The 11,157-nt window shown below is 66.3% G+C and carries 11 protein-coding genes; 10 read left to right on the forward strand and 1 reads right to left on the reverse strand.

Features of this window, described 5'->3' with window-relative positions:
• The 7 genes from RT697_RS11675 to RT697_RS11705 all read left to right on the forward strand — a co-directional run.
• Positions 1-746, forward strand: a 746-nt coding sequence (locus RT697_RS11675; RefSeq protein WP_313699020.1) for an ABC transporter permease, incomplete at its 5' end; no start/stop codon positions are given.
• Between the two features lie 37 nt (positions 747-783).
• A complete protein-coding gene (locus RT697_RS11680) occupies positions 784-1,122 on the forward strand; it encodes a (2Fe-2S)-binding protein (RefSeq protein ID WP_313699021.1) in 339 nt (112 codons plus the stop codon).
• Positions 1,119-2,504 (forward strand): NAD(P)/FAD-dependent oxidoreductase, encoded by a 1,386-nt coding sequence (locus RT697_RS11685; protein WP_313699022.1) that lies wholly within the window; start codon positions 1,119-1,121, stop codon positions 2,502-2,504. Before RT697_RS11680 ends, RT697_RS11685 begins: the two co-directional genes overlap by 4 nt.
• Positions 2,501-3,673 (forward strand): FAD-dependent oxidoreductase, encoded by a 1,173-nt coding sequence (locus tag RT697_RS11690; RefSeq protein ID WP_313699085.1) that lies wholly within the window; start codon positions 2,501-2,503, stop codon positions 3,671-3,673. Before RT697_RS11685 ends, RT697_RS11690 begins: the two co-directional genes overlap by 4 nt.
• Positions 3,670-4,740, forward strand: a complete 1,071-nt coding sequence (locus tag RT697_RS11695) for an ABC transporter substrate-binding protein (protein ID WP_313699023.1) — start codon at positions 3,670-3,672, stop codon at positions 4,738-4,740. The genes RT697_RS11690 and RT697_RS11695 overlap by 4 nt, the downstream gene beginning before the upstream one ends.
• A gap of 121 nt (positions 4,741-4,861) precedes the next feature.
• Complete coding sequence (locus RT697_RS11700) at positions 4,862-5,797, forward strand: glyoxylate/hydroxypyruvate reductase A (RefSeq protein ID WP_313699024.1); 936 nt, start codon at positions 4,862-4,864, stop codon at positions 5,795-5,797.
• 478 nt (positions 5,798-6,275) lie between these two features.
• Positions 6,276-7,109, forward strand: a complete 834-nt coding sequence (locus RT697_RS11705) for an AraC family transcriptional regulator (RefSeq protein WP_313699026.1) — start codon at positions 6,276-6,278, stop codon at positions 7,107-7,109.
• Between the two features lie 48 nt (positions 7,110-7,157).
• Here the strand turns inward: RT697_RS11705 and RT697_RS11710 are convergent, their stop codons facing one another.
• Positions 7,158-7,961 carry a GntR family transcriptional regulator gene (locus RT697_RS11710; protein WP_313699027.1) on the reverse strand — a complete coding sequence of 268 codons (804 nt, stop codon included), beginning with the start codon at positions 7,959-7,961 and terminating at the stop codon, positions 7,158-7,160.
• A gap of 185 nt (positions 7,962-8,146) precedes the next feature.
• On the opposite strand from RT697_RS11710, the gene RT697_RS11715 reads away from it, so the two are divergent.
• The 3 genes from RT697_RS11715 to RT697_RS11725 are packed head-to-tail and all read left to right on the forward strand — an operon-like array spanning position 8,147 to position 11,156.
• A complete protein-coding gene (locus RT697_RS11715; RefSeq protein WP_056565933.1) occupies positions 8,147-9,178 on the forward strand; it encodes an ABC transporter substrate-binding protein in 1,032 nt (343 codons plus the stop codon).
• A gap of 47 nt (positions 9,179-9,225) precedes the next feature.
• A complete protein-coding gene (locus RT697_RS11720; protein WP_191578371.1) occupies positions 9,226-10,293 on the forward strand; it encodes an ABC transporter ATP-binding protein in 1,068 nt (355 codons plus the stop codon).
• Positions 10,290-11,156 (forward strand): ABC transporter permease, encoded by an 867-nt coding sequence (locus tag RT697_RS11725; RefSeq protein ID WP_105236817.1) that lies wholly within the window; start codon positions 10,290-10,292, stop codon positions 11,154-11,156. The genes RT697_RS11720 and RT697_RS11725 overlap by 4 nt, the downstream gene beginning before the upstream one ends.
• The last annotated feature ends 1 nt before the right edge of the window (position 11,157 follow it).

Raw genomic sequence — 11,157 nt, forward strand, 5'->3', positions numbered from 1 at the left:
CGTTCGTGCTGGCGCCGCTGGTCATCGTGTGCCTGGTGGCGTTCACGCCGGACTCGACGCTGACCGTGCCGACGACCAGCTTCTCGCTGCGTTGGTTCTACGCGGTCTTCGACCACCCCAACTTCATGCAGGCGTTCAAGAACAGCCTGTGGCTCGCGTTCCTGTCGGCCAGTATCGCCGTGTGCCTGGCGGTGCCCGCCGCCATCGCCATCACGCGCTACCGCTTTCCGGGGCGCGATGTGCTCAACGGCCTGTTCCTGTCGCCGCTGATGATCCCGCATCTGGTGCTGGGCGTGGCCCTGCTGCGCTTCTTTGCGTTGATGGGCATGGCCGGCAGCTTTCCCTGGCTGGTCGCCAGCCACGTCGTCGTCATCACGCCGTACGTGATGCGGCTGGTGATCGGCGCGCTGGTGGGCTTTGACCGCTCCATCGAGCACGCGGCGCTGTCGCTCGGCGCGAGCCGCGCGACGGTGTTCTTTACGGTCACCCTGCCGCTCATCATTCCCGGCGTGTCCGGCGGCTGGCTGCTGGCGTTCATCAACAGCTTCGACGAACTGACGATGTCGGTGTTCATCACCGCGCCGTCGACCATCACGCTGCCGGTGCGCATGTACATGTACGCCACCGAATCCATCGACCCGATGATGGCCGCCGTGTCTGCACTGGTGATCGCGCTGACGGCCGTGACGATGCTGCTGCTGGACCGCGTGTATGGCCTGGACCGCGTCCTGGTGGGCCAGAAATGAATTCACTGCCGACAGCCGCAAAGGAGCCGCGCGCGCCATGGCAATCCTGAAACGCCTGGCCGAAACCGGCCGGCCTGCGTTGACCTTCACCTTTGACGGACAGCCCTGCACCGCGCTGGCCGGCGACACCGTCCTGACCGCCGTGCTGACGCAGGCCGAGCGCCTGCGCACCTCGGAATTCGGCGGCGGCCCCCGTGCCGGCTTCTGCATGATGGGCGCGTGCCAGGACTGCTGGGTCCAGCTTGAAAACGGCGAACGTGTGCGCGCCTGTTCCACCTACATCGAGCCCGGCATGCGGCTGCAGAGCGCCGCGCTGGCGCCCGCTGCCGCGCCCGGCACGCTGACGGCCGCTTGGCCCGAGGATGACGCGTCATGAGCATCGTCATGCCTGTGATCGTGGGCGCGGGGCCCGCCGGCATCCGCGCGGCCCAGACGCTGGCCGCGCAGGGCCTGCGGCCCGTGATTCTGGATGAAGGGCTGCGGCCCGGCGGTCAGATCTACCGACAGCCTCCGCCCGGTTTCTCGCGCCCGAAATCCGCGCTGTACGGGTTTGAACACCGCAAGGCCGACGCCGTGCATCGCACCATGCAGGACCTGCAGGGCAGCGTCGAGTACCGTCCCGGGTGCCTGGTCTGGAACGCCGAGGGAAAGACGCTGGACGTGCTGCGCGACGGCGTCAGCACCACGGTGCCCTACACCCACCTGATTCTTGCGACTGGAGCAACGGATCGCGTCCTGCCATTCCCCGGCTGGCTGACGCCCGGCGTCTACACGCTAGGCGGGTCGCAGGTCGCGTTGAAGCACCAGGGCTGCGCCATCGGATCGCGCGTCGCGTTCCTGGGCACCGGTCCCCTGCTTTATCTGGTGGCGTATCAATACGCGAAGGCCGGCGCACAGGTCGCCGCCGTGCTGGACACGTCGCGATTTGCGGACCGCGTCGCCGCGCTACCCGGCATGTTGCGCGCGCCCGCGCTGCTGGCCAAAGGCCTGTATTACATGGCGTGGCTGCGCGCGCACGGCGTGCCGCTGCGCAGCGGCGTGCGCCCCGTCGCCGTGCAGGGCGGCGATCGCGTCACGGGCCTGTCGTACACCCAGAACGGGCAGACGCATGCGCTGGACTGCGATGCCGTGGGCTTCGGCCTGTCGCTGCGCTCCGAAACCCAGCTCGCCAGCCTGATCGGCTGCGACTTCGAATTCAATGAACGCGACCGAAACTGGATCCCGCGGCGCGATGCCGCCGGACGCAGCAGCGTGGCGGGCGTGTACGTCGCGGGCGACGGCGCGGGCATTGCCGGGGCGGATGCAGCGGAACTCGCCGGCGAACGCGCCGCGCTGGCGCTGCTTGAAGACACCGGCCACCCGCGCGACGCACGCCGCGCGCGGATACTGGAATCGCAACTTGCGGCAAACGGCCGCGCGCGCGACGCGCTGGAACGCGCGTTTCCGTTTCCGGCGGACTGGGCAGCCAGCATCGCCGACGACACCGTCGTCTGCCGCTGCGAGGAAGTGACCGCCGGCACCATCCGCCAGGCGGTGCGCGACAACGGCGTGCAAGAGATGAATCGCCTGAAGGCGCTGACGCGCGTCGGCATGGGACGCTGCCAGGGCCGCATGTGCGGCGTGGCCGGCGCTGAAGTCCTGGCGCGTGCCGTCGGCTGCGCGCCGCAGGCGGTTGGACGGCTGCGCAACCAGCCGCCGGTCAAGCCCATTCCGGTCAGCGTCGTCTGCCTGGAACGACCCGCGAAAAAGGCCGCCTGATGGAACGCATCGACACCGAAGTCGCGATCATCGGCGGCGGCATCGTCGGCGGCAGCGCCGCGCTCTTTCTGCGCCGACTAGGCGTGCCCGTCGTGCTGCTGGAAGCCGCGCTATGCGGCGCCAAGGCCAGCGGCGTCAACTACGGCGGCGTGCGCCGGCAGGGACGCGGTATCGAACAGCTGCCGCTCGCGCGGCGCGCGCACGAACTGTGGGGCCAACTGCCCGCGCTGATCGGCATCGACGGCGAATACGTGCGTTCTGGCCATCTCAAGCTGGCCACCTCCGAAGCCGATCTCGCACAGCTCGAAGCCTATCGCGACAGCACCCGCGGCTTTGGCCTGAACCTTGAAATCCTGGACCGCCGCGCGCTCGCCCAGCGCTTCGGCTGGCTGGGCGAAAGCGTGGTGGGCGGCTCGTTCTGCCCGCAGGACGGCCACGCCAACCCGCGGCTCGTGTCTCCGGCCTTCGGACGTGCCGCGGCCGCGCTGGGCGCCGACGTGCGGGAAGGCGTGCGCGTCACCTCCGCCACGCACGACGGCACACGCTTTATCGTGCGCGCCGGCGACACGCTCGAAGTGCGCGCGCGCGTCCTCTTGAACTGCGCGGGCGCCTGGGCCGGCCGCTTTGCCGAAGGCTTTGGCGAGCCGGTCCCCGAGACCTCCATTCATCCTTTGATGATGGTGACCGAACCCCTGCCGCTGTTCATGGACGTCAGCCTCGGCATGCAGGGCGGCGGCATCTACGCGCGGCAAGTCGCGCGCGGCAACTGCGTCATCGGCGGCGGACGCGGCGTGTCCGCCGACCCCGACTACGCCCGCCCCGGCCGCGCCAACCTGGGCGCCCTCATGGCGAACGCCGTCAAGCTCTTGCCCGTGCTGCGCGGCGCCCAGATCATCCGCTTCTGGACGGGCGTCGAAGGCAACATGCCCGACCACAATCCCGTGCTCGGCCCCAGCGCCACCGTGCCCGGTCTCTTTCACGCCTTCGGCCTGTCCGGCGCGGGCTTTCAGATTGGCCCCGCCATCGGCGAAGTGCTGGCCGACCTGGTCGTGCACGGCCGATCCCCCATCCCTATCGATGCCTTCCGCATTGAACGGTACGCGCCCGCCGCTCACGGCGCCGCGGCCCGGCCTGATCGTCTTCGTGAGCAAACGCTGGAGTCACCATGATGCACAAGAAACAGGGCGCGCAGCGCCTGAGCAAGGGGAAACGACTGCTGGGCGCGGCGATGCTGGCATTGCTGTCCGCCGGCGCGATGGCGCAGCAGAAAACGTTGTACGTCGGCATGAACGGCGGCGACATGGAACGCGCTTTCACGCAGCACGTCTTCCCCGATTTTGAAAAGGCCAACAACGTCAAGATCGTCGTCGTGCCCGGCACCTCGACCGACGTCCTCGCCAAGGCGCAAGCCTACAAGGACAAGCCCCAGATGCACGTCATGTTCCTGGACGACGGCATCATGGCCCGCGCGATTTCCATGGGCCTGTGCGAACAGCTCAACGACGACCCCGTCCTGAAAGAGCTGTATCCCACCGCCCTGATGAAAGACCGCATGGCCGCCGGCATCGACATCGGCATGACCGGCATCGGCTACAACACCCGCCTCTTCCAGAAAAACGGCTGGACCCCACCCACCTCGTGGCTGGACCTGGCCGACCCCAAGTACAAAGGCAAGGTCGTCTTCCAGTCCGCGTCCGGCAGCACCTTCGGCCTGCACGGCTTCCTGATGTTCAACCGCATCGAAGGCGGCAACGACCAGAACTACGAGCCCGGCTTCAAGAAGTGGCCCTCCACCATCGGCCCCAACGTCCTCGAGTACATCCCCAACTCCGCCAAGCTCGCCGAGATGATCCAGTCCGACGAGGCCGCCATCTTCCCGCTCACGCCCACCGCCATCGCCCGCTTGAAAAAGCGCGACATCCCGGTGGAATACGCCCAGCCCAAGGAAGGCTCCGTCATCCTCATGGTCGGCGAATGCGTCATCGCCAAGAACAGCGAACCCGAACTCGCGCAGAAGCTCGCGCTGTACCTCTTGTCCGCCAAGGCCCAGGCCAAGGCGCTCGAAATGGGCGGCCACTTCCCGTCCAACAAGAACGTCCAGGCCCCCGCCGACAACGCCGAGTCCCTCAAACGCTTCCAAGGCTACATGGCCAACGCTAAGATCCTGGACTGGGACCAGATCAACGCGGCCCGGCCCGCCTTCAACGCCCGCTGGAACCGCACGGTCGAACGTTGACGACACCGCGCGGCGCTCCCTGTGGACAACCCGCAGGCGCGCCGCGCCGGGCAATACGCCGGATATACGCGCTTGACTCTCGCGCCTGGCATACACGCCCGCAACACCAGCAAGGACACGCATGCGCCTCATCATCAATTCCGGCGGCCCCCAGGCGATCGAAGAATGGCGCACGCAATTCCGCAGCTTCGCGCCAAACCTGGACGTCGTCGGCTGGCATGAAGACCCCGACCCCGCCACCATCGACTACGCCCTCGTCTGGGCCCCCGACGCCGGCCGCCTGGCCACCTTCCCCAACCTCAAACTCATAATCAGCGCCGGCGCCGGCGTCGACCACATCCTCGCCGACCCCACCCTGCCGCGCCACCTGCCCATCGCCCGCATGGTCACCGCCCGCACGCAGACCGAGATGGCCGAGTACGTGCTCACCAGCGCCCTGATGATTACGCGCAACGTCAAACGCATCACCGACAACCAGTCCCGCCGCCACTGGGAAATCTTCGACTCCCTGCGCGTGGCGGCAGACGTGCGCGTCGGCATCATGGGTCTGGGGCATCTGGGCGTTGCCTCAGCCCAACTCCTGTCCCGCGCGGGCTTTCCCGTCAGCGGCTGGTCGCGCGGCGCCAGCAGGCTCCCCGACATGCCGTCCTACGCAGGCCAGGACCAGTTCACCGACTTCCTCGCCAACACCGACCTCCTCGTCTGCCTCCTGCCCGCCACCGAAACGACGCGCGGCATCCTCAACCGCACTACGCTGTCCCAGCTCCCCAAAGGCGCCAGCCTCATCAACGCGGGGCGCGGCACCCACATGGTCACGCAGGACATCCTGGACGCGCTGAACAGCGGCCATCTGGACCAGGCGATCCTGGACGTCTTTGAACAGGAACCCTTGCCCGAAGACTCCCCGCTGTGGACCCACCCAGGAATCACGATCACGCCCCACTGCGCCGCGATCCCCGACCGTAAGGAGCGCGCGCGTCACACCGCGCTGCTGATCGCAGCCAACGAGCGCGGCGAAGCGCTTCCGAACATCTACGACCCTCAGCGCGGCTACTGACGCCCATTCGCCGTGATGCGAAAGTCGGCAAGACGGCAAACCTTCACGACACCCAGCGCAGCGCGTAGCGCCAACGGATGACGCAAGGCACCGCGTAAGCTCCACCAGGCCGCCCGCGCGGCCGCCGTGGAGCGGGCCCCGCAAGATCTTCCATCCCAAGCTCCGCCCGAGCAAAAAAACGCCAAGCACCCCGCCCGCCCCAGCGATGCGGATACCCGAACTAACGGAGCACGGTGTGGCGGCGGCCTTGGGGTGCGGGGCGTGTAGATGCGCCCGAGGGAATCTGAAGGGAGCCGAAGGCGGACGAAGATGACAACGGGGCAGTCCGGAGCGAAGGCTCCGGACCGCAATCGTAGCCCCGCGCCCCAAGGCCGCCGCCGCACCGTGCGCCTAAAGAACCCAACGCCCGCCCCGCCAAAAAAAACCGCAAAATCTGCAAACCCCCAAAAGCTAAATTGCCCCTAACAAGGAGCAAACATTGAAGCCTGAAACGCGGTCCCTTTACGCCCAACGCCTGGACCCGGTCCTACGCTGGCTAATCGCCAACCCGGACGCCGATCCAGACCTGCACCAGCTGGCAGACCTGGCCTGCCTATCCCCCTACCACTTCCACCGCGTCTACCGCGCCATGATGGGAGAAACCGTCGCCGCCACCGTCAAGCGCATCCGCATGCACCGCGCCGCCGCAGCGCTAACCCGCACGCAAACCGCCCTGAAAGACGTCGCCCAGCGCGCCGGCTACGACTCCGACGCCGCCTTCAACCGAGCCTTCAACGCCGCCTTCGGCATCCCTCCGGGCAAATACCGCACCGCCCGTTCCCAGCTGTCCACCCCCCAGGAGCTAGCCATGTACCCCATCGCCATCGAAACCTTCCCCGGAACGACCCTGGCCGTCCTGCACCACCGCGGCAACTACCAGGACATCGGCCCCGTTTTCTCCAGAGCCTTCATGCTGGCCACAGGCAGAGGCATCGCCACCCCCGACACCCCCGGTATCGGCATTTACTTCGACGACCCCGATCAAGTCCCCGAAAGCCAGTTGCGCTCGCTTGCCGGTGTCCCCGTCGCGCCCGACGCCGACATCGGCCAGGAACTGGAGCGCTTTGAAATCCCCGCCGGCCGCTGCGCCATCCTTACCTACACCGGCCCCTACAACGAACTGCGCAAGCCCTACGACTGGCTCTTCTCCGAATGGCTACCCGCCAGCGGCATGACCCCCGCCGACTTCCCCATGTTCGAGCAATACCTCAACGACCCGCGCACCACGCCGCCCGCCCAATTGCAGACCCGCATCTGCCTGCCGCTCAAATAGTGCGGATCGGACAGCGCAGATAAGACAGCGCAGATAAGACAGCGCGCCTCAACTCACGTTGAGCGTCATCGAATACTTCATCTTGTCGTGCGGAAACGTGGTGATGGTGGCAAGCAGCAGCGCGCCGCCATCGCCGTAATAGCGGCGCGTAATCACAAAACCCGGCGTCCCCGTATCGACCTGAAGCTGCCTCGCAATAGGAGCCCCAATAGGCGTTGCGGAGAACTCCTGGTTGACCTCGGTGATGCGGTCCCCGAAGTGATCCTCGATCAGGCGCAGCAGCGAAATCCGCGACTTCACGTCGACCCGCACGTCGGAATGCGCCGGATCGGCGTAGATGAGGGTGCAGGCCGCGGCAACGTCCGGGTCGTCCAGCGTCTTGATTGAGTTGATGTGCAGCCACTGCTGGCCAGGCTCGCAACCCAGCGTTTCCGCAAGGCGCTTGGTGAGCTTGACGGTGCGCACGTCCTGCACCAGCAGCGCCGCATTGCGCGCGTACTGCAGCAGATCGGGAAACTGCGAAATGCGCTGCGTAAAGCGCGTCGTCGCGCGCGCCGTCTCCACCCGCGTACCCACGCCCGGCCGCCGCGACACCACGCCCGCCACCGTCAGCATTCGAATCGCTTCGCGAATCGTGTGCCGGCTCGCGCCAAATTGCTCGCACAGTTCATGTTCAGTCGGCAGCAGCGTCATCACCGGATAACGCCCCGAGCTGATGTCCTGCGACAGCGACTGGTAGATGCTCTTGTAGCGCGGTCCACCCGCCGCGTCTGCCGGGAGCGCCGCGCCGGGCCGGCCGCGCGCTTCCCGCTCCCCGCCGGAACTGGCAGCGCGCTCGGAAGTTCGGGTCATGAGGGAAGCCTCCTTGATTGGTTTTATAGGGTTTGTCCGGACAATAACCGATTGACAAGGCAGTCTTGCCGGATCCATTATTTGTCCGGACATTCATGTACGGACAAATTGTACGGCGGACATGAGGTCGCCGGGCAACAAATCAGTCGGTTCTTGCAGTTCTCTTCCAATATTCGGGGGTTCTCATGAGCAAGGTACTTGCAGTGCTCGCGGCAGCGGCGGTAGCAGCCGGGCTGGGCGCAAACGCACAGGCGCAGCAGAAACTGGTGGTCGCCGGTTACGGCGGATCGTTCGAAGACATCATGCGCAAGGACATCTTCCCGCCCTTCGCCAAACAGCACGGTGTCGAGCTGGATTACGTCGCCGGCAACTCCACCAACACCGTCGCGCGCCTGCAGGCGCAAAAGAGCAACCAGCAGATCGACGTCGCCATCATCGACGACGGCCCCATGTACCAGGCCATTGCGCTGGGCTTCTGCGAACCCATCAAGAACCTGCCCGCCGACGACATCTACACCACCGCGCGCTACAAGGACGACAAGGCCGTCGCCATCGGCATCGTCGCCACCGGCATCATGTACAACAAGAAGGTCTTCGACGAAAAGAAATGGGCCCCGCCTACGTCGTGGAAGGATCTGAAGGATCCCAAGTACAAGAAGCAGCTCGTCATCCCGCCGCTCAACAACACCTACGGCCTGCACACCCTCGTCGAGTATGCCCGCGAAGGCGGCGGCGGCGAAAAGAAGATCGACCCCGGTTTCACCACGTTCAAGAACGAGGTCGGTCCCAACGTCCTGGTCTATGAGCCCTCGCCCGGCAAGATGACCGAACTCTTCTCCAGCGGCCAGGCCACCATCGCGGTGTGGGGCAGCGGCCGCGTCAAGGCCTTTGCCGACACGGGCTTCCCGGTGGGCTTCGTCTATCCGCAGGAAGGCGCGTACGCGCTCCTGTCGTCCGTGTGTCCGATCGCCAAGTCCAACGCCAATCCGAAGGCGCAGGCCTTCGTCGAATACCTGGTGTCGCCCGAGGTGCAGGAGAAGCTCGCGTCCGCCTACGGCTACGGTCCGGTCAACAAGAAAGCCAAGGTGGCTGACGATCCCCGCGTGCCGCTGCCCATCGGCAAGCGCGCCGCCGATCTCATCGTGATCGACTGGGACACCGTCAACCAGAACCGGGATGACTGGAACAAGCGCTGGACGCGGGAAATCGAGCGCTGACTGCGTGTGCATAAGGGCGGCGCTGGCGCCGCCCACCGGGAGCATTCATGACCTATCTCGTGCTGGACCGCCTGAGCAAGCGCTACGGCGACACCACTGCCGTTGAAAACCTGAGCCTGTCCGTGAAGCAAGGCGAGTTCATCTCGCTGCTGGGCCCGTCCGGCTGCGGCAAGACGACCACGCTGCAGATGATCGCGGGTTTCGTCGAGCCTTCCGGCGGCAGCATCGTGCTGAATGGCAAAGACGTCAGCAAGGTACCCGCCAATAAACGCGGACTGGGCATGGTGTTCCAGAACTACGCGCTGTTCCCGCATATGACCGCGGCCGAGAACGTGTCGTTCGGCCTTGAGATGCAGCGCGTCAAGAAGGACGAGCGGCTGGCCCGCGTGGCGGATGCGCTCAAGCTCGTGGGCTTGTCGCATCTGGCCGACCGGCATCCGGCGCAGATGTCGGGCGGCCAGCAGCAGCGCGTCGCGTTGGCGCGCGCGCTGGTCATCCGGCCCAGCGTGCTGCTGCTGGACGAACCGCTCTCCAACCTGGACGCCAAGCTGCGCGAAGAAATGCAGCTTGAACTGCGCAGCATCCAGCGCACGGTCGGCACCACCACCATTCTTGTCACGCACGACCAGTCCGAAGCGCTGGCGCTGTCGGACCGCATCGTCGTCATGAACCAGGGCCGCGTCGAACAGGTGGCCGAACCTTTCGCCGCATACGAAGGCCCCGCCAGCCATTTCGTCGGCGGGTTCCTGGGCAAGGCCAACGTCTTCACTCCGCAGGCCGAGCAATACGAAGGCGAGATGCGCGCCCGCATCGGCGAGGCGCACATCGGCCTGGAAGGCGCGCCCGTGCCGCAGGGCGCGGTGATCGTGCGGCCCGAGAAGATCCTGTTCTCCGAACCCGCGGCCTGTGCGTTGCCCGGCCGCATGAAGACGCGCGTCTTTCAGGGCAATCACTGGCTGTGCCAGGTGGAAACGTCGGTTGGCGAAGTCATGGTGATCCGTCAGAACGACGGCGTGCCGGTCCCGGCGGAAGGCGAACCCGTGCATCTGCGCTGGCGCGCGCAGGACATGTGCACCGTCGATCCGGCCGCTGCGCCGCAAGGCAAAGCGTCATGACCGCGCGCACCAATCCGTGGGTGTTGAGTGCGCCGGCGCTGGTGGTGTACGCCACGTTCCTCGTCGTGCCGATGGCGCTGGTGTTCCTGATCAGCTTCTTCGACTTCCAGTTCTATGGCGGCATGCAGGCCACCTTTACCTGGAAGAACTACATCGAGATCTTCTCGGACGGCTACTACTACGAGATCTACGCGCGCACGTTCGGCGTCGCCGCCGCCGTGACGGTCGCGTGCCTGGTGCTGGGCACGGCGGAAGCGTACGTGCTGTCTCGCATGGCCAATCCGTGGAAGGGCCTGTTCCTGATGGTGGTGCTGGGGCCGCTGCTGATTTCGGTGGTGGTCCGCACGCTGGGCTGGGCGCTGCTGTTCGGCTCGACGGGTCTGATCAACAAGGCGCTGATGGGCATCGGGCTGATCTCCACGCCCATCGACCTCATGTACAGCAATCTGGGCGTGGGCATTGCGCTCACGCACGTGCTGGTGCCCTTCATGGTGATCTCGGTGTGGGCATCCCTGCAGCGGATCAACCCGGCCACCGAGGCCGCCGCGCTGTCGCTGGGCGCCAGCCAGTTCACCGTGATCCGGCGCGTGATCGTGCCGCAGGTGATGCCCGGCATCCTGTCCGGCGCGATCATGGTGTTCGCGATGGCAGCCAGCTCCTTTGCCACGCCCGCCATCATCGGCGGACGCCGCTTAAAGAACGTGGCCACCGCCGCGTACGACGAATTCCTGAACACCCTGAACTGGCCGCTGGGCGCGGCGCTTGCCGTGGTGTTGCTGGTGGCGACCGTGGTGGTGCTGCTGTCCGCCAACCGCATCATCGAGCGCCGCTACGGCGCGGTGTTCAACCAGGCCGGAGGCTGAC

Source organism: Achromobacter sp. (assembly GCF_032113835.1).
In the GTDB taxonomy this organism is placed as follows: Bacteria; Pseudomonadota; Gammaproteobacteria; order Burkholderiales; family Burkholderiaceae_B; genus Achromobacter.

Excerpts from the sequence above, each read along its gene's own strand:
- RT697_RS11685 (WP_313699022.1), top strand. The coding sequence starts at position 1,119 with ATGAGCATCGTCATGCCTGTGATCGTGGGCGCGGGGCCCGCCGGCATC.
- RT697_RS11710 (WP_313699027.1), bottom strand. The coding sequence starts at position 7,961 with ATGACCCGAACTTCCGAGCGCGCTGCCAGTTCCGGCGGGGAGCGGGAA.
- RT697_RS11720 (WP_191578371.1), top strand. The coding sequence starts at position 9,226 with ATGACCTATCTCGTGCTGGACCGCCTGAGCAAGCGCTACGGCGACACC.
- RT697_RS11680 (WP_313699021.1), top strand. The coding sequence starts at position 784 with ATGGCAATCCTGAAACGCCTGGCCGAAACCGGCCGGCCTGCGTTGACC.
- RT697_RS11700 (WP_313699024.1), top strand. The coding sequence starts at position 4,862 with ATGCGCCTCATCATCAATTCCGGCGGCCCCCAGGCGATCGAAGAATGG.
- RT697_RS11725 (WP_105236817.1), top strand. The coding sequence starts at position 10,290 with ATGACCGCGCGCACCAATCCGTGGGTGTTGAGTGCGCCGGCGCTGGTG.
- RT697_RS11715 (WP_056565933.1), top strand. The coding sequence starts at position 8,147 with ATGAGCAAGGTACTTGCAGTGCTCGCGGCAGCGGCGGTAGCAGCCGGG.
- RT697_RS11695 (WP_313699023.1), top strand. The coding sequence starts at position 3,670 with ATGATGCACAAGAAACAGGGCGCGCAGCGCCTGAGCAAGGGGAAACGA.